Source organism: Promicromonospora sp. NPDC060204 (genome assembly GCF_042728455.1).
GTDB lineage: Bacteria > Actinomycetota > Actinomycetes > Actinomycetales > Cellulomonadaceae > Promicromonospora.
The window spans coordinates 1-17,788 of sequence record NZ_JBHWZO010000126.1 but is presented as its reverse complement, the minus strand read 5'-3'; the positions used below and the strand labels follow the sequence as shown (position 1 = coordinate 17,788).

The 17,788-nt window shown below is 72.2% G+C and carries 15 protein-coding genes; 5 read left to right on the top strand and 10 right to left on the bottom strand.

Annotation, left to right across the window (positions count from 1 at the left end):
• Nucleotides 1-46 precede the first annotated feature (46 nt).
• From ACFWEJ_RS16555 to ACFWEJ_RS16520, 8 genes are all read right to left on the bottom strand, one after another.
• A complete protein-coding gene (locus tag ACFWEJ_RS16555; protein ID WP_377230306.1) occupies nucleotides 47-976 on the bottom strand; it encodes an ABC transporter substrate-binding protein in 930 nt (309 codons plus the stop codon).
• Between the two features lie 295 nt (nucleotides 977-1,271).
• On the bottom strand, nucleotides 1,272-1,448 hold the full coding sequence (locus tag ACFWEJ_RS16550) for a methionine/alanine import family NSS transporter small subunit (protein ID WP_377230305.1): 177 nt from the start codon (nucleotides 1,446-1,448) through the stop codon (nucleotides 1,272-1,274).
• Complete coding sequence (locus ACFWEJ_RS16545) at nucleotides 1,445-3,007, bottom strand: sodium-dependent transporter (RefSeq protein WP_377230304.1); 1,563 nt, start codon at nucleotides 3,005-3,007, stop codon at nucleotides 1,445-1,447. Before ACFWEJ_RS16545 ends, ACFWEJ_RS16550 begins: the two co-directional genes overlap by 4 nt.
• A gap of 72 nt (nucleotides 3,008-3,079) precedes the next feature.
• Nucleotides 3,080-4,348 (bottom strand): FAD-binding protein, encoded by a 1,269-nt coding sequence (locus tag ACFWEJ_RS16540; RefSeq protein WP_377230303.1) that lies wholly within the window; start codon nucleotides 4,346-4,348, stop codon nucleotides 3,080-3,082.
• Between the two features lie 65 nt (nucleotides 4,349-4,413).
• Entirely contained in the window at nucleotides 4,414-4,704 is a 291-nt protein-coding gene (locus ACFWEJ_RS16535) for an STAS domain-containing protein (RefSeq protein WP_377230302.1), read from the bottom strand.
• A gap of 352 nt (nucleotides 4,705-5,056) precedes the next feature.
• Nucleotides 5,057-5,524: an aminoacyl-tRNA deacylase gene (locus tag ACFWEJ_RS16530; protein ID WP_377230301.1), complete on the bottom strand. Its 468-nt coding sequence runs from the start codon at nucleotides 5,522-5,524 to the stop codon at nucleotides 5,057-5,059.
• 74 nt (nucleotides 5,525-5,598) lie between these two features.
• Entirely contained in the window at nucleotides 5,599-5,919 is a 321-nt protein-coding gene (locus ACFWEJ_RS16525) for a DUF2087 domain-containing protein (protein WP_377230300.1), read from the bottom strand.
• Between the two features lie 3 nt (nucleotides 5,920-5,922).
• Nucleotides 5,923-7,770 carry a M15 family metallopeptidase gene (locus ACFWEJ_RS16520; protein WP_377230299.1) on the bottom strand — a complete coding sequence of 616 codons (1,848 nt, stop codon included), beginning with the start codon at nucleotides 7,768-7,770 and terminating at the stop codon, nucleotides 5,923-5,925.
• Between the two features lie 317 nt (nucleotides 7,771-8,087).
• Between ACFWEJ_RS16520 and ACFWEJ_RS16515 the strand changes: the two genes are divergently transcribed.
• The 3 genes from ACFWEJ_RS16515 to ACFWEJ_RS16505 all read left to right on the top strand — a co-directional run bounded on the left by ACFWEJ_RS16515 (nucleotide 8,088) and on the right by ACFWEJ_RS16505 (nucleotide 10,016).
• The gene (locus ACFWEJ_RS16515) at nucleotides 8,088-8,360 is read left to right on the top strand and encodes a hypothetical protein (RefSeq protein WP_377230298.1); all 273 of its coding nucleotides are present in this window, start codon (nucleotides 8,088-8,090) and stop codon (nucleotides 8,358-8,360) included.
• Between the two features lie 198 nt (nucleotides 8,361-8,558).
• Complete coding sequence (locus tag ACFWEJ_RS16510; protein ID WP_377230297.1) at nucleotides 8,559-9,098, top strand: hypothetical protein; 540 nt, start codon at nucleotides 8,559-8,561, stop codon at nucleotides 9,096-9,098.
• Between the two features lie 240 nt (nucleotides 9,099-9,338).
• Nucleotides 9,339-10,016 carry an HNH endonuclease family protein gene (locus ACFWEJ_RS16505; RefSeq protein WP_377230296.1) on the top strand — a complete coding sequence of 226 codons (678 nt, stop codon included), beginning with the start codon at nucleotides 9,339-9,341 and terminating at the stop codon, nucleotides 10,014-10,016.
• Nucleotides 10,017-10,062: 46 nt separating this feature from the next.
• On the opposite strand, the gene ACFWEJ_RS16500 is transcribed toward ACFWEJ_RS16505, so the two are convergent.
• Together ACFWEJ_RS16500 and ACFWEJ_RS16495 are read right to left on the bottom strand one after the other, a co-directional pair.
• A complete protein-coding gene (locus ACFWEJ_RS16500) occupies nucleotides 10,063-10,650 on the bottom strand; it encodes a hypothetical protein (RefSeq protein ID WP_377230295.1) in 588 nt (195 codons plus the stop codon).
• Nucleotides 10,647-11,129 (bottom strand): hypothetical protein, encoded by a 483-nt coding sequence (locus tag ACFWEJ_RS16495; protein WP_377230294.1) that lies wholly within the window; start codon nucleotides 11,127-11,129, stop codon nucleotides 10,647-10,649. Before ACFWEJ_RS16495 ends, ACFWEJ_RS16500 begins: the two co-directional genes overlap by 4 nt.
• A 304-nt stretch (nucleotides 11,130-11,433) precedes the next feature.
• On the opposite strand from ACFWEJ_RS16495, the gene ACFWEJ_RS16490 reads away from it, so the two are divergent.
• On the top strand, nucleotides 11,434-13,023 hold the full coding sequence (locus ACFWEJ_RS16490; protein WP_377230293.1) for a glycoside hydrolase family 76 protein: 1,590 nt from the start codon (nucleotides 11,434-11,436) through the stop codon (nucleotides 13,021-13,023).
• A 188-nt stretch (nucleotides 13,024-13,211) separates the two neighbouring features.
• Entirely contained in the window at nucleotides 13,212-17,744 is a 4,533-nt protein-coding gene (gene hrpA / locus ACFWEJ_RS16485) for an ATP-dependent RNA helicase HrpA (RefSeq protein ID WP_377230292.1), read from the top strand.
• Nucleotides 17,745-17,788 lie beyond the last annotated feature (44 nt).

Below are 17,788 nucleotides of genomic sequence, written 5' to 3'. Positions count from 1 at the left end.
GTCCGCGCCTGGCGCGGACCACGGGTGCCGTGCACCGGCGGACGGGTCACTCGGCGGGGTTGAGCTCCGCCTTGTCCACCACGGCGTCCGCGCTGCCCCAGCTCGCGAAGATCTCGCCGAGGGTGCCGTCGTCGATGAGCTTCTGCACCGCGGCCTGCACGGCCTCGGTCAGGTCCTTGTCGTCCTGGGAGACGACGATGCCGTACGGCGCCGCGTCCAGGACGTCGCCGATGGTCTCGATCTCGCCGGAGGTCTGCTCGACGGCGTAGGCGGTGATCGGCGAGTCGGCGTACATGGCCTGGAGCTTGCCGCCCACGAGGTTGGTCGTGACGTCGGCCTGCGACTCGTAGCGCACGACGTCGATCGGGTCCTCGCCGTCCTTCTCGCACTGCTCGGTGGCCGCGGTGAGCTCGTCGTCCTGGATGGTCGAGGTCTGCACGCCGATGGTGGTGCCGCACAGGGCCTCGGGGTCGAACTCGTCGGGGTTGCCCGCGGCGACGCCGTACTGCGAGCCGGCCGTGGCGTAGCTGATCATGTTCGCCTCGGCGGTGCGCTCGTCCGTGATGGTGAACGCCGAGATGCCCGCGTCGTACTTGGAGCCGATGGCGGGGATGATGCCGTCGAACGCGGCCGACTGGACCTCGACGTCCAGGCCGAGCACGGCCCCGACGGCGGTGATGGTGTCGATGTCGAAGCCGACCGGCGTCTTGCCGTCGACGTCGATGAACTCCGCGGGCGCGTACGCGGTGTCGGAACCCACGGTCAGGGTGCCCTTGTCCGCGATCTCCTTCGGGAGGAGCGCGGCGATCTCCTCGTCGACCTCGACGGACGACGGGTCGAACGACGCCTCGGCGCTGGCCTCGTCGGAGGCTCCGTCGGAGCCGGCGGGCTGCTGCGACGCGTCGGTGCATGCAGTCAGCACGAGGGTGGCGGCGGCAAGTGCGGCCGCGGCGGTCAGGGCGGGAAGCCTGCGCATCAGGGGTCTCCTGGTCGGGTTTTTTGATCGTCTCGCGAGGCCCCCGGCGACCCGACAGATCTCTGTCATCAGGGGAGCAGAGAACCCGACGGCGCACGTGGCGCCTCGACTCGAGTCTCACCCAACCGTGACTGGTCCCTGGCGTAAACCCGCAACTTAGAGACCATTGTCACACTGTGATGAAGGGCATGTTTCTGCTACATTTCGCCCAGCTCACAGCACCTGACCTGCAAAGACGCTCGTCCGACGCCGTTGGTGATCTTGACCGTCGTCCACCCCCACGGAACAGGGCCGGTCAGGTGTCGTGCTCGACCGGCTTGTCCGGCCGCCCCTCGGGGCCGCGGTCGTCCGCCCAGCCCTCCGGCCAGTCCGTCCGGTCGGGCCGCCGCACGATCGCGACGATGCTGGCCGCGAGCCCGCCCCAGAGCACGACGATCGAGATGACCATCAGGGTGATCGCTGCACCGCTCATGACCGACCTCCGTAGCTCGGCCAGACGTCGTACACGTCCGGCTCGACCCGCCACCGCATCCGGGTGAGCACGAAGGCCGCCACGAACAGCAGGACGACCGTGCCCCAGCCGACGGCCAGCAGGTACCACCCGGCATATCCCTCGTAGCCGTCCTGGACCAGGCTGATGATCCGGGAGACCAGCATCGCCGCGAGCACGACGGGACCGAGCACCACCACGCAGAAGGACCACCAGCGGCCCACCGGGATGGTGGAGACCGCGTTCAGGTGGAACCGCATCTCCTCCGTACGGCGCAGCACCCAGCCCAGCAGCACGCACATCGCGATGGCGGAGACCACGATGCCGATGTTGTTCGCCCACTGGTCGACCGTGTCGAGCGCGATCAGGCCGGTGGTGGTCGAGAAGGCCAGCACCGACAGCACGCCCGACACCAGGCCGATGCGCACCGCGGCCTGCCGGCGGGTCCAGCCGAACTTCTCCTGGAACGACGCAAGGACGACCTGGACGATGGAGAGCAGCGACATGAAGCCCGCCATGACCAGCGAACCGAAGAACAGCGCCCCGAAGAGCGGGCCCGCCGGCATCTGGGAGACCAGGGCGGGGAACGTCATGAACGCGAGGGTCGGCCCGCTGATCCCCTCGAGCTCGGCCAGCCCCACCCCCTCCTGGTGCGCGAGGAAGCCCAGCCCGGCGAACACGCCGATACCGGCGAAGATCTCGAACGCCGAGTTGGAGAACGCCACGACCAGCCCGGGGGACGTCAGGTTGGCGCGGCGCCGGCGGTAGGACGCGTAGGTGATCATGATGCCGAACCCGACCGACAGCGTGAAGAAGGTCTGGCTGTAGGCCGCGATCCACACGTTCGGGTCGGCCATCACCGCCCAGTCCGGCGTGAACAGCGCGTTCAGCCCGTCGGCCGCGCCGGGCAGGAACAGCGCGCGCACCACGAGCGTCCCGAACGCCAGGATCAGCAGGGGCATGAAGACGAGGTTGATCTTCTCCAGCCCCTTGGCCACGCCCGCGGCCAGGACCACGACGGTCGCCACCCAGACGAGTGCAAGCGGGATCAGCACCGCGGGCACGAAGTCGAGCGTGAACCACGGGTCCGCGCCCCCGACGTCGGCCAGGCGCAGGTAGTCGCCGGTGAAGAAGGCGACCGTGTCGTCACCCCAGCGCAGGTCGAAGGAGTACACGAAGAAGCTGAGCGCCCACGCGATGATCACCGCGTAGTAGACGGCGATGACGAAGCAGATGGCCACCTGGAACCAGCCGAGTCCTTCCAGCCAGTGCTTCACCCGCCGGAAGGCCAACGGCGCCCCGCCGCGGAACCGGTGCCCGATCGCGTAGTCCAGGAAGAGGATCGGGATGCCCGCCGTGAGCAGCGCGACGAGGTAGGGCACGATGAACGCGCCCCCGCCGTTCTCGTAGGCCACCCCCGGGAACCGCCAGATGTTCCCCAGCCCGACGGCGGACCCGACGGCGGACAGGATGAAACCCAGCTGCCCGCTGAACTCCTCGCGCTTCTCGGGCGCCGCGGCCGTGCTCTGCGCGTCGCTCATACCCCGATCCTGCGAGACAAACGGCGAGAGCGCGAAAGCAGACGCCCCGGGCAACATTTCACCCGGCGCGGCTCACCGGCCGAGCAGCTCCGCCACGTAGCCGCCGCGGAACTTTCCGGCAGGGTCGAGGCGTGCGGCCAGCGCCGCGAAATCCTCGAACCGCGGGTACAGGCCCGGGAGGTCGGAGACCGGGACGGTGAACAGCTTGCCCCAGTGCGGGCGCGCGCCGAGCGGCAGCAGGGCCGCCTCCAGCTCGGGCAGCGCCGCGCGCACGGCGGGCCAGTCCTGCTTCCACGTGAAGTGGAGCGCGAGACTGTCCCCCGGCGCGGTGCTCAGCCACAGGTCGTCGCCCGCGACTGTGCGGATCTCGGACGTGAGCAGCAGCGGGCCCAGCCGGTCCCCGAGCGCCCGCACGGCGCGGACGGCGTCGGGCCCCGCGGCGCGCGGCAGCAGGTACTCCGACTGGAGCTCCTCGCCCAGGGACGGCGTGAAGTCCAGGCGGAAGTGCGGCAGCCGCTCGAACCACGGCCCGGGCACCCCGCCCTGCTCGGTGCAGGCCACGGCGGCGACGTCCGGCAGGGGGTGCATCGCCTGGGTGGCGGGCGCGGCGCCCAGGCCGGTCAGCAGGTCCGCCGCGGGGACGGGCCCGGACGCGCCGGCCTCGTCCACCCGGGACTTGCACCAGACCAGGCGGACGTCGGGCTCGAACCAACTCGTGAAGACGCTGACGGAGTACGCGCTGCCCATGACGGCGTCGAGGTTCTCGGTCAGCGCGTCCCAGGGCAGGCCGGTGAAGACGTCCTGGCGCACGTCGAAGGCCAGCACGGTCGCGAGCTCCACCCGCGTGACGACACCGAGGGCGCCGAGCGCCACCACGGACCCGGGGAAGTCGGCGTCGCCGCGGCGCAGGGTCAGCGCCTCCCCGGAGGCGGTCACGAGCTCCAGCCCGACGACGTCGCCGGCGAGCGAGCGCGTCCCGTCACCGGAGCCGTGGGTGCCCGTGGCGACCGCACCGGCGATCGAGATGTGCGGGAGGGAGGCCATGGCGGGGAGGGCACGGCCGCTCGCGTGCAGGTCGGCGACGACGTCGCCGTAGCGCAGGCCGGCGCGGACGGACGCCACGCCCGTGGCGGGGTCGACCTCGAGGGCCGGCCGGCCGTCGTCGAGCCGGTCGAGCTGGACGTGCACGCCCGTGGTGTCGGCGACGTCCGAGAACGAGTGGCGCGAGCCGAGGGCCCGGACGCGGGGCTCGCCGGCGACGATGCCGGCAAGCTCCGCGAGGGTCCGGGGGCGCTCGGTGCGCGCGGAGGAGTACGTGAGGTTCGCTGCCCAGTTCTTCACCGGACCAGGGTGCCACCCCCGCGTCCGATCGGACGCGGTCGTTCACATGGCGTTCGGTTCAGGACTCAGGCGCTCGCGCCGGCGTTGCGGACCACCGGGATCCGCTGGCTGATACCGACCATGTCCAGGACCTCCATCACGACCGACGACGGCTCGCGGAGCTGGACGGGCGAACCCGTCTCCTCGCCGAGCACGAACACCTGGAGGATGAAGGCGACCCCGGAGGAGTCGATGAACGTGACGTCCCGTGCGTCGACGATGACGGGGTCGGGATCGGGTCGTGCGGCGAGCATGGCCATGGCCTCGCTCGCGTTCTCGCGCAGCAGCGCGTCGATGTCACCCCAGAGGGTCAGCACCGTGCCCTCGTAGGTGTTCCGGCAGGCGATACCGGATCCCAGCCGTCCGGGAACCACGTCCTGCGCTGAGTCTGACGGGAGAGGGTCCATGGGGTCATTCGCTCCGTCCTGCATTGGTCGGGCCTCGACTTGTTGACACTTGCTTCGGTACTACTGACGCGGACGTCAACTTGGACACTTCTTGGTGCTGTCTGACCGGTCCTTGCCCCAGCAGGGCAAGAATTACCTAGGGCGAGTGTTCACCCGACACCCGGCTTACGTCCACCCCCCAAGCGTTACGGTCACGTTGCACGGAGGAGAATTACCGTGCCTCCCGTGGTGCGGGCCCGTTCGGCACCGCCCGAGACGCGGCTCAGGCGGGGTCGGTCACGTCCGCGACCGTGGCGTCGAGCGCCGACGTGAGGTCGACGGCATCGACCGTGGCACCCACACCGTGGGCACCTCCGCCGATCGACACGGGTCCCGGCTCTGCGAGCCGTGAGTCCGCGACGACGGGCCACCTGTGGAACGACCCGAACGGGGTGATGGTTCCCCGCTCATAGCCCGTGACCTCGAAAGCCACGTCCTTGCTCGGCATCGAGAGCCGCGAGACGCCGAGCAGCGCGCGCAGCTTGGGCCAGGAGATCTGCCGGTCGCCCGGGACGAGCACGAACAGGAAGTCGTCGTCGGCACGGCGCACGACGATCGTCTTGATCAGCTTCGCGGGATCCACCCCGCGCGCGGCCGCGGCCTCGGCGAGGCTCGCCACCTGGCCGTGCCGGGTGATCTCGAACGGGATGCCCGCCGCCTCGAGCGCGGTGACAGCACGTTCTTCACTCATGAAATTTCCTATCCTGAAAACGCGAGTCTTCGTTGTCTCGCACTATGGTCAAGGTTCTATTGCGAGGCGCCTGCTCAGGCGTCGTACTCGGTGCGCTCCGTGCGCCAGTACTCGGCCCCGTCCCGCGTGCGCTGGACCAGGCCGTGGTCAACCATCGCACGACGGACGCCCGCGGGGTCGTAGGAGAGCTCCCGCAGCCGGTCCGTCAGCTCACGCTCGGTCACCGGCTCCAGGAGCGTGGGCAGCGCCTGGACCGCCAGGTACCGCGTCACCGCGACCTTGTCCCGCCAGCGCCGCGGCATGGTCTCCAGCCGCCCAGAGCGCAGGAACCGCCGCGGATCGCCGGCCGTCTCCGCGCCCGGTGTCGGCCCCCGCTCCGTCGGCTCCGCCGCCATCCGTCAGCTCAGCTCCGGACGACGGGGGCGGCGGCTCGACCGGACCACGGTCGACTTCGACAGGGTCCCGAGCAGGCTCGATGACGTCGTGGTCGAGCCCGTACCGTCCGGGTTCTCGTCCGGCACGGCGCAGGGGTCCTCCTCGGTGCCCTCGCCGGCGGCGGTGCCCTCCTCCGTCGTCGTCGCCTCGGAGCTCGGCGCGGCCGACTCACCCGTGGCGGGTTCGGTCTCCGGGCACTCCTCGGACGGGTCGGGTTCCTCTTCCGTCGGGGTGGACGGCGATGGGGTCGGCTCTGGGTCAGAGGGCGTCGGGCTCGGCTCGGGGTCCGGGTCCGAAGGCGTCGGGCTCGGCGACGGCTTCGGCGTGGGCTTCGTCGTCGGGCTCGTCGGCCGGGGCGTCGGCTCGTCCGGGGACGGCTTCGGGGTCGCCTTGGGCGGCTTCTGCGACGGCGGGTTGTCGCTCGGGTCGTCGGACGGCTTGGTGGACGGCTTGTCCTTGCCGTCGCCCGGCTTCGGGTCGAGCGACGGCTTGTAGCGCGGGCTCGCGGAGTCGGAGGGGGTCCAGGTGCCGACGTCGGACGCGTCGATGGCGCGGTTCGGGATGGAGCCCGCCGCGAAGAACTCGAAGTGCCACGGCTCCGGCTTGGCGCCGCCGAGCTGCGCCCAGGACGGGTTGTCCCAGCCGTAGTCGGGGCCGTGCAGGCGGAGCCAGACGTACTCGGGGGAACCGCCGCCGGCGATCGGGTTGCCCAGGTCCACCGCGAGGCCCCAGCCGTGGTTCGACGTGCCCGGGATCGCCGCGAGGTGCGGCTTGGTGTGCGCCACCGCGACCTGGAGCTCGTAGGACCGGTAGGAGTCCGTGATCGGGATCGGGTAGCCGAACTCCCGCTCGAACTCTGCGTTCAGCGCCGTGAACCGCTCGGCGGCGTCGCAGCGCAGCATGTGGCCGGGCGCGAACTCCAGCGGGCACAGCACGTCGGCGGGGATGCGCCCGTTGGCGTAGCCCAGGGTGGATCCGCCGAACATGGTCACGACGTCGAGCAGGCTCTCCCGGAGCGACACCCCGCCGGCGCGCTCGCCGACCCCCTCGACCTCCACCAGCGCGTTGGGCACCGACGGGTCCAGCATGTTCGCCAGCCGGACCGCGGCGATGACCACCTGGTCGTAGGTGACATAACCAGCCTGCGGGTCGGCGGTGTCGGGCTCGACGACGGAGGTGCGGTCGTTCGACACCTGGACGGCGGGCGGGGTGTCCTCGTCGGTCGGCGTCCGGGTGTCGTCCTGGCCGGAGTCGCCGCTCCTGTCGGCGTCCTGGTCGGCGGTGCCGTTCTTGCCGGTGCCGTCCTGGTCCGCGCCGCCGGTGCCGTCGTCCGCGCCGTCCTCGTCGGAACCCGACGGCGGGACGTCGGCGTCCTGCGACCCGCGGGCGACCGGGGCGTCCTCGACGCGGAGGCCCTCGTTGTTCTCGCCGAAGGCGAGCTGCTGCATCTGGTAGGTCGTGTAGAGCATGCCGAGCTCGGCCGCGGCCTGGGCGACCGTCGGGCTGAAGTCCGGGCCCTGGTCACGCGCCTCCTGCTCGGCGCGCTCGAGAACCGCGACGATCTGGCTGAGGGTCACGCCCTCGGGGGCGGTCTCGGTCTCGCCGACGGTCACGCTCTGGAGCAGCCCGTAGAGCCGGATCGGCAGATCGCTGCCGTCGCGGGCGTCCTGCGCACCAGGGACGCTCGCCGCTGCCGTGACCAGCACGCCCGCTGCGAGGACGGTCGCGACCGCGCCGGTCCACGCGGTGCGGAGATACTTGCGCAGTGCCGCACGGGGTATGTGCGGAACGAGCGTCTTCGCTGGGTTCACGCGTCTCCCCCTCGGTCGGTGCACTGCCTCGTCGTGCGCGGTGCATGCCGTTCGGATCCTTACACAGCAGTATCACGATCTGGTGAACTCAGGCGGAGTAATTATCGGCGCGCAGGTGAACCACCCTCTCGGAGGGGAGACGCTCTACGCGGACGCCGATGACGACCCACGATCGACAAGAGTAACGATTCGGGCGTACAACGCAATGAAGTCTTCCTGGTACATCTCCGGATGCTTCACACTGACCCGGGTCCGTACGGGCGCGCTGGCGCCCGCAACCGAGCGGCCGGAAGTGTGGCCGTGAAAGGAAGTCCCCCATGACCGAGACTCCCAACGCACCCGCAGTCGAGGGCACCGTCCAGGACCCGCAGGCCAACGTCCTCGCGATCGTCGGCTTCATCCTCGCGTTCGTCGCGCCCCCGATCGGGATCATCCTCTCGGCGATCGCCGTGTCGAAGGCCGGCAAGACGGGTATCGACAGCAAGCTCGCGAAGTGGGGTCTGGCCCTCTCGATCATCTTCACCGTGCTGTACCTGGTCTTCGTGGGACTGGGCGTCGTCGCGGCGCTCTCCCTGCCGGCCGGCGCGTAGGTGACCTGAGGTCGCGCGCCCCGGGCGCCCGCGTGCGCGCCCGGCGGCACCGTCCACAGCACAGAGGCTGTCGCTCCCGCGGGGGCGGCGGCCTCTGCCGCTTCTGAGGCCTGATATCGGTCTATCCAAGACCATTGGGATACTCCACAATATGGCCTGACATTTCCGACTACCTGCAACCAGGGGAGCACTTCCACCATGACCACGCCCGACACCACGACCCCCGAGGCCACGACCGAAGAGAGCGCGGCCGCGGCTGCCCCGGAGGTCGTGGAGACCGAGCCTGCCGAGCCGGCGGCGACGTCCGAGGCGAAGGCAGAGTCCGCGGCCCCCGCCGCCGAGCCGGCCACCGCGCCGGCCACCGAGGCGCCCGTCGCCGAGGCCGTCGTCGCCGAGACCGCCCCCGTAGCCCCCGCCGTCGAGGCTCCGGTCGCCACCACGACCGAGGTCGCCGCCCCGGCCGCCGCGACCGCCGTCGTCGCGACCGCGACCGCCGTCGTCGAGGAGGAGGAGGACCCGCAGACCACGGTCTTCAGCCTCGTCACCTTCTTCCTCGCGGCCCTGCCGATCATCGGCGTGATCCTGAACGCCATCGCGGTCGTCCGTGCCGGCAAGGAGGGCTTCGACCTGTGGCTCGCCCGCTGGGGCCTCGCGCTCGCCATCGTCGAGACCGTCGGCGCCCTGATCCTCGTCGGCATCGGCTACTACTTCGGCCTGCTCACCGCCGGCGCGGTCTGAGCTGCTCGCAGCCCCTCCGAGGTCCGCTCCCACCGAGCCCTTCCCCGCACGGTCTCTCCCCAGACGCCGTGCCGGGCCGGCCGGCGGGGGCGGACCTCGTGCCGTTTGCCGGCCCCGCCAGACCCCGTAACCCACCAGACCGGGTGAAATTCAGCTAACCTACACATGGTGGTCATTTGGGTGTCATCGGGCGGCTCGACCATGAACGGGCCCAGGTCGGTCTCGAGGAAGGTCTGTCCCATGTCGCAGCTCGTCGTCCACCCGGACCCCCGCCGCGGGTCTCGCGTCCGGCATCTGATCGCGTCGGTCACGACCCTGGCGCTCGTCGCGCTCCTCGTGACCGTGCAACCCCAGGCCGCGAGCGCCTACCCGCCCGGCCTCCCGTCCAAGGCGGTGGCGCAGTCGGAGCTCGACGCGCTGCCGGTGCGCGCCGAGAGCGCGTCCGCCCCGTACGACCGGGATCTCTTCCCGCACTGGATCACGGTGAACGGGTGCACCACCCGCGAGACGGTCCTGAAGCGGGACGGCGACGGCGTGGTGGTGGGCAGCGACTGCTACCCGACGTCGGGCAGCTGGTACAGCGAGTACGACGGCCAGACCCGCACCGCGCCGGCCGACATCTCGATCGACCACGTCGTGGCGCTGGCCGAGGCCTGGTACTCGGGCGCGAGCACGTGGACGACGGCCCGGCGGCAGGACTTCGCGAACGACCTCACCGGGCCGCAGCTCATCGCGGTCACGGCCGACGTGAACAGCTCGAAGAGCGACAAGGACCCCGCCGAGTGGGTGCCGCCGCTCGCGAGCAAGCGCTGCGCCTACTCGAAGATGTGGATCCACACGAAGTCGCGGTGGGGCCTGAGCGTGGACGCTGCCGAGAAGGCCGCGCTCCAGCCGCTGCTGAGCTCCTGCTCGTACTGACCGCGTCCCTGCTGACCGCGCCGTCCCCTGCTGCCCGGCGCCCGCGTCACCGCGTGACCTGGGCACCCGGCAGGTGGGCGAGGGCGCGGCGCAGCACCTCCTCGGCGTCCAGCACGGCCTGGTAGGCGTCCCGGCAGGCGGCGTACCCGGCGCACGCGGCGTCGACGACGGCGAGGGCCGACCGGGACAGCGCGTCGACCTCGTCGGGTCGGGCGCTCCCGCTGACCGAGGAGAGACCGGCGGCCAGGTGCCGGGCGACCCGTAGCCGCGCGACGCCGGTGGTGTGGAGGGTCCGACCCGACTCCAGGGCCGCCGCGTACCCGTCGAAGGTGTCGGCCACGGCGTCGAGGGCGTGCGTCCCGGCGACCACGGCCGGGCGGCCGCGCAGGGCGGTGCCCATCGTCCGCAGGCCCGTCGCGGCGTCCCGGACGGCCCGCGCGCGGCCGCGGACCTCCGCGGGGCTCCCGCCGGGCAGGTGGCCCGCGGCCACCTCCCAGTCGGACGCCGCGGCGCGCAGGTCGCCGACCAGGATCTCGACGTACTCCGGGACGTCGAGGTGCTCGAAGCCCTGGCGCCGCCGGCTCAGCTCGTCGATCCGGCTCTCGCACAGGTCGACGAGGTCGCTCAGGCTCACGCCGGCCCTTCGGCGGAGGACGGCGCCTGGTCGGTCGTGCGCACCGGGCGGACCGGCAGGGGACGTGGGCCCGGGGCCTCGTCTCGGGCAGGGGTCTCGGCCCGTTCCTCGGTACCGGCTCCCGCCTCGGGCCGCGGGGGCGCGGACTCGAGCCGCGCCGGCGCGGGCTCGGGCTGGGGCCTCGGCGTCCGCTCCCCGACCTCGGCCGGCGCGGGCGGCCCCATCACCGACAGGACACGCTGGACCTTGGCGATCTCGCGGAGCGCGGCGGCCGGGTCGGTCTCCTGGCCCACCGTGCGCAGCACGTCCCCGACGGCGGCACGGGTCGCCGCCGGCCCCTGCACCACCGCCTCGCCGAGCGCGATGACGTCGGCGAGCCCGGCCAGCCGCACCGTGATGGCGACGCGCCGCGTCGTGGGCCAGCCGACGCCCGCGGCGTTCAGCCGCTGGACTGAGCGGGCGATGGTCTCCGGGCTCATCGGCTGCCCTCCGCCGTGCCGACGTTGACCCTGCGCTGCTCAGCCATCCAGCTCCCTCTCCGGCGTCCCCGCACGTCACAGGGATTTTCGGCAGCCTAGGCGGCGGGCGACCGGGGCAACATGGGGAGCGATCCCCATCGTGACGGCCGGATGCCGCCGGACGCCGGGCCGACGCCGTCGGACGTCCGGGGGCTGTTGACTGATCACACAATTGCCGTGAGTCTGGTCGGGCCGCGGCCCGCGGGCCGCGTTCGCACTGCTCCACTCTCCATCGACGGACGAAGTACGAGCACAGGGAGAACCGATGACAACGCTGTCAGAGACGCCCTCGCACCGCCCGCACCGACGCATCAGGAGACACCCCGGCGCACGTCCCGGGCGGCGGGCCCGCGGGCTCGCCGCGGCACTCGCCGCCGTAGGCCTGCTGGCGGTGCCGTTCGCCGCCGCTCCCCCGGCCCAGGCCGACGCCGCGGCGGCGTCCGCGGCCGTACCCGTCGCCCAGGCCGCGACCTCCCCGGCCGCTCAGCTCGCCGAGATCTGCGACATCTACTGCGACGCCAGGGACCCCGCGTCCGCGACCGGTGACCGCGTACCCGTGACCGCCGCGATCCACGGCCGGACCCTCCGGCTGCACGTCTCGGACCCCGACGTCATGGGCTGGGGTTCGATCGAGGGCGGCCAGCCGGGCGACGAGGTCTGGCTGGACCGCTCGTTCGACGGCGGAAAGACCTGGGCGTCCGGCAGCCGGCTCGGTGCCACGACCGTCCCGAGCGGCTCCACGGGCTGGCGCACGCAGATGTACAACGTCGACGACTGGAACAACACCGGCGTCGGCGCGCTGCGCGCCTGCGGCAAGGCGGGCGACCGCGCCGAGATCGCCTGCACGGCCTGGGCCCGCAACGACCGCAACGCGTGGAGCCGGTCGACGCAGGCCGCCACCGCGCTGATGATGCTCTGGGACCGGGACACGGGCCTGTTCGAGACCAACGGCTGGTGGACGGGCGCCAACGCGCTGACCGCCGTCGTCGACAACGCCCGGATCAGCGGGATGAACAGCTACCGGTACGCGATCGCGCAGACCTACGACAAGAACGTGAGCTCGCGCGACGGCCAGTTCCGCAACGAATACCTGGACGACACCGGCTGGTGGGGACTCGCCTGGGTCGCCGCGTACGACCTGACCGGCGACAGCCGGTACCTGAGCACCGCCCGCGCCGACGCCGACCACATGCGCGCCTACTGGACCGACAAGTGCGGCGGCGGCGTGCAGTGGAACACCGGCATCGCGTACAAGAACGCCATCACCAACGAGCTGTACGTCCAGCTCAACGCGGCGCTGCACAACCGCATCCCCGGCGACACCACCTACCGCCAGCGGGCGGTGGAGGGGTGGGAGTGGTTCCGGGACAGCGGCATGATCAACTCGGGCCACCTGGTCAACGACGGGCTGAACGACTCGTGCGCCAACAACGGCCAGCCCACCTGGACGTACAACCAGGGCGTGGTCCTCGGCGCCCTGGCCGAGCTGCACCGGGCCACGGGTGACGCGGCGCTGCTGGAGACCGCCCGGGACCTGGCCGACGCCTCGACCACGTCCTCGTACCTCAACCCCGGGGGGATCCTCCGCGAGGTGAACGAGGGCGACGACTGCAACAGCGACGGCGCCTCGTTCAAGGGCGCCTACGCGCGTGGCCTGGGCAAGCTCAACGCCTACCTGGCCGACCGCCCGTACGGGGCCTACCTGGACCGGCAGGCCGACGCGGCGTACGGCAACGACCGTGACTCGCTCGGCATGTACGGCCCGCACTGGGCCGGGCCCCTCGTACGGCCCGCGACGGGGCACGGCTGCCAGCACGGGGCGCTGGACCTGCTGAACGCGGCGGAAGCCGGCTAGAGCGGAGCGCGCGGCAAATCATCTTGCCGTTCCTGGGAGAATGGGGGGTTGTGAGTACCGAGCCTTCCTCCACCCCCGTGTCCGACGGCGATCGCGGTCGCCCGGGCGGAGGGCGGAACCGCCGGCGCGGCTCGGGCAGGCGATCGGACAACCAGGGCCGCCGCCCGCGCCGCTCCGGGCCGCAACGCGTGACCACCGCGCAGCTCGAGGCCGCGGCCGCCAAGCGCGCCGCCGTCGAGATGCCGCCCATCACCTACCCGGCGCAGCTACCCGTCTCGGCGCGGCGCGAGGACATCGCCGCGGCGATCCGGGACAACCAGGTCGTGATCGTCGCCGGCGAGACCGGCTCGGGCAAGACGACGCAGATCCCCAAGATCGCGCTCGAGCTGGGGCGCGGCCGGACGGGCCAGATCGGCCACACCCAGCCCCGCCGCCTGGCCGCGCGCACCGTCGCGGAGCGCATCGCCGAGGAGCTCGGCACACAGCTCGGCGGCGTGGTCGGCTATCAGGTCCGGTTCACCGACCAGTCCAGCGACGAGACGCTGGTCAAGGTCATGACCGACGGCATCCTGCTCGCCCAGATCCAGCGCGACCCGCAGCTGCTCGCCTACGACACGATCATCATCGACGAGGCGCACGAGCGGTCCCTCAACATCGACTTCCTGCTGGGCTACCTGTCGCGGCTGCTGCCCCAGCGGCCCGACCTCAAGCTGATCATCACGTCGGCCACCATCGACTCCGAGCGGTTCGCCGGCCACTTCTCCCCCGCGGCCCTGGCCGGGCGGGGCGGCGCGCCCGAGTACGTCACCGACGTGCTGCCGGACCTCGCCCCGATCGTCGAGGTGTCCGGCCGCACGTTCCCGGTCGAGATCCGGTACCGGCCGCTCTCGCCGGACGAGGGCGAGCCGGGTACGGAGGGCGAGCGGACGTCGTCGGGCCGCGACCCGGGCAGCCCGAAGAAGAAGGGCAAGGCGCGCGGCGAGGAGGAGAAGGACCTCGTCACCGGCATCATCGAGGCCTGCGACGAGCTGATGCGGGAGGGCAGCGGCGACATCCTCGTCTTCCTCTCCGGCGAGCGCGAGATCCACGACGCCGCCGACGGCCTCGCCGGCCACCTCAAGGAACGCGCCCGCGACCCGAAGCACCCGCAGCACGTCGAGATCCTGCCGCTGTACGCGCGACTGTCGAGCGCGGAGCAGCACCGCGTCTTCCAGCAGCACGCCTCGCGGCGCATCGTGCTGGCCACCAACGTCGCCGAGACGTCGCTGACCGTCCCGGGCATCCACTACGTCGTGGACCCCGGCACCGCGCGCATCAGCCGCTACTCCAAGCAGACCAAGGTGCAGCGGCTGCCGATCGAACCGGTGTCGCAGGCCTCGGCCAATCAGCGCAGCGGCCGCTCCGGCCGCGTCGCCGACGGCATCGCGATCCGCCTCTACTCGCAGGAGGACTTCGACGGGCGGCCCGAGTTCACCGAGCCCGAGATCCTGCGCACCTCCCTGGCGTCGGTGCTGCTGCAGATGATCTCAGTCGGCGTGGTCAGCACGCCCAACGACGTCGCCCGGTTCCCCTTCGTCGAGCCGCCGGACACGCGCGCGATCCGCGACGGCGTGCAGCTCCTCACCGAGCTGGGCGCGCTGGAGGAGGTCGACGGCGTCACGCGGCTCACCGAGGTGGGCCGCACGCTCGCGCAGCTCCCGATGGACCCGCGCCTGGCGCGCATGGTCATCGAGGGCTCGAAGCACGGCGTCGCCCGCGAGGTCGCCATCGTGGCGGCCGCGCTGTCGATCCAGGACCCCCGCGAGCGCCCCGCCGAGCAGCGCGCGCAGGCCGACCAGCTGCACGCCCGGTTCGCCGACCCCCGCTCCGACTTCCTCACCTACCTCAACCTCTGGGAGTACGTGCGGGAGCAGCAGCACCTGCTGTCCAGCTCCGCGTTCCGGCGGCAGTGCAAGGCCGAGTACCTCAACTTCCTGCGCATCCGCGAGTGGCAGGACGTCGTGGCCCAGCTCCGCGAGATGGCCAAGCCCCTGGGCATCGAGATGTCGTTCCAGCCCCGGCACCGGCGTCCCGCCGACGCCGAGCGGCCGGTCCCGGCGCAGGACGGCGCCGAGCCCGAGCCGACGTCGTACCGCCAGACCTGGGACGACGACACCATCCACCGGTCGCTGCTGGCCGGGCTCCTGTCGCAGCTCGGCATGCAGGACACCGGGGAGGTCAAGGCCTCCGCCGTCGCGCACCTGCGCGGGGCCCAGCGCGAGATCGCGCTGAAGCGCGCGAAGAAGCAGGCCCGTAACGAGTACATCGGCGCACGTGGGGCGCGGTTCGCGATCTTCCCCGGGTCGCCGCTGTCCAAGAAGCCGCCCGTGTGGATCATGGCGGGCGAGCTCGTGGAGACCAGCCGCCTGTGGGCGCGCGACGTCGCACGGGTCCAGCCGGAGTGGGCCGAGGAGCTCGCCGGGCCGCTGGCGAAGCGCACCTACTCCGACCCGCACTGGTCCAGCAAGCAGGGCGCCGCGATGTGCACGGAGAAGGTGCTGCTGTACGGGGTGCCCATCGTGTCCGACCGCCGCGTGCTCTGGGCGAAGGTCGACCCCGAGGCGGCGCGCGAGATGTTCGTGCGGCACGCGCTCGTGCAGGGCGAGTGGACCACGCACCACCGGTTCTTCCACGACAACCGTGCGCTCCTGGAGGAGGCGGGCGAGCTCGAGGCCCGCTCCCGGCAGCGCGGCCTGGTCGCGGACGAGGACGACCTCTTCGCCTTCTACGACGAGCGCGTCCCCGACTCCGTCGTGTCCGCCGCGCACTTCGACCGCTGGTGGTCGCAGGCGCGCAAGGAGACGCCCGACCTGCTCACCTTCACCATGGAGCAGCTCGTCGGCGACGCCTCCGTGGACACCGCGCAGTTCCCCGAGACGTGGCCGCAGGGCGAGCTCTCCCTGCCGCTCACCTACCAGTTCCAGCCCGGGTCCGACGCCGACGGCGTCACCGTGCACATCCCCGTCGCCGTGCTCGCCCGCGTGGTGCCGGACGGCTTCGACTGGATGGTGCCGGGGCTCCTCGAGGAGCTGACGGTCGCCACCATCAAGTCGCTGCCCAAGACCGTGCGACGCGAGCTGGTGCCGGCGCCCGACGTGGCGCGCGACGTCGTCGCCTGGCTGCGCGCCGAGGCCCCGGCCTGGGAGGACATCGCGCGGGCCGGCGACATGGCCGAGCCGTACACCGCGGCGTTCACCCGGGCGGTGCGCGCGCTGCGCGACGTCATCGTGCCGGCAGAGGTGTGGGACGACGAGCGGGTCTCGCGGCTGCCGCGGCACCTCCGGGTCACGTTCCGGGTCGTCGAGGAGCGCGGGCGGGGGCGGTCGGCGTCCGCCGTGGTGCTGGACGAGTCGAAGGACCTGGTGCTGCTGCAGCGGAAGTTGGCGTCTCGGGCTGAGGCTGCTGTGCGTTCTGCTGTGAAGGGTGCTGTGGGGGCTGCTCTGGCTGAGGCTCGGGCTGCTGCTGTTGCTGGCGGTGCTGGGGCTGCTTCGGTCGGGGCGGGCGCGGAAGGCGAAGACCCCCGCGCGGACGCGTTCACGGGCCCCAGGGGGCCCTCCACTTCGGGAAGAGATACGTCCGCGCGGGGGTCTTCGCCTTCCGCGCCCTCCGTAGGGGCGTCGCCTTCTGTGGTCGGCGGCCGCTCCGGTGTTGGGGTGGGTGGCGGGGGTGTTGACGGGGTCGGTGTCGGCAGTTCTGCTGGTGGTGGGGTCGTTGTCGGGGAGCAGGGTGGGCTTTCCGGCTGGCCCTCCGGGCTGCCCGACGGTGGGGTGTTGCCTGGGTCCGTGGCTACCGATGTGGGGGCCGGGGTCGTGGTGCGGGGGTTCCCGGCGCTCGTCGAGGAGGTCGCGCCCAAGGTGAAGGGGCAGGCGCGCAGTGTTGGCGTGGCCTTGCGGATCCTGGCGGACGAGAACGCTCAGGCCGCTGCGCACGCGGCCGGCGTGCGGCGGCTGCTGGTGTCGGAGGCTGCGCTCGGGACCGGGCGGATCACGTCGCGGTGGACCGGGACGCAGTCGCTGACGCTCGCGGCGTCGCCGTACCCGAGCACCGAGGCGCTCGTGGCGGACCTGCAGCTGGCGGCCGTCGTCTCGCTGACGTCGGCGGCGGACGAGGCGCGGTACGACACGCCGCCCGGCGGGATCGACGCCGCAACCGTGCGGTCGGCGGCGGCTTACGGGGACGCGCTCGCGTTCGTGCGGAAGCACCTGGAGGACGAGGTGCACCGCGTCGTCGGGCACGTCGTCGCCGCGCTGTCGGCGAGCCGGACGCTGGAGGCGGAGGTCCGCGCGTCGGGCAGCCTCGCGCTGCTCAACACGCTGCAGGACCTCCGCGAGCACCGCGCGAGCCTGATCCACGACGGATTCGTGTCGGCGACGCCGCCGCGGCGGCTGCCGCACCTGGCGCGCTACCTGCGGGCGGACTCGCACCGGCTGACGAAGGCCACGGAGAACCCGGCGCGCGACTCGGACCTCGCCTGGCGGATCGGCGACGTGACCTCCGCCTACGAGAAGGCGCAGGCCACGTACGCGGCGGGCGCCTCCGACGCCGCACGCGCCGCCGAGCTCGCCGAGGTGCGCTGGATGCTGGAGGAGCTGCGCGTCTCGCTGTTCGCGCAGCAGCTCGGCACGGACGGCCCGGTCAGCGAGAAGCGGATCCGGAAGGTGCTGGCGCCCGGCGGCTGGTAAGGCCGGCGCGACGGCGGAGGGGCGGGGTGCGGCTGTCCGCACCC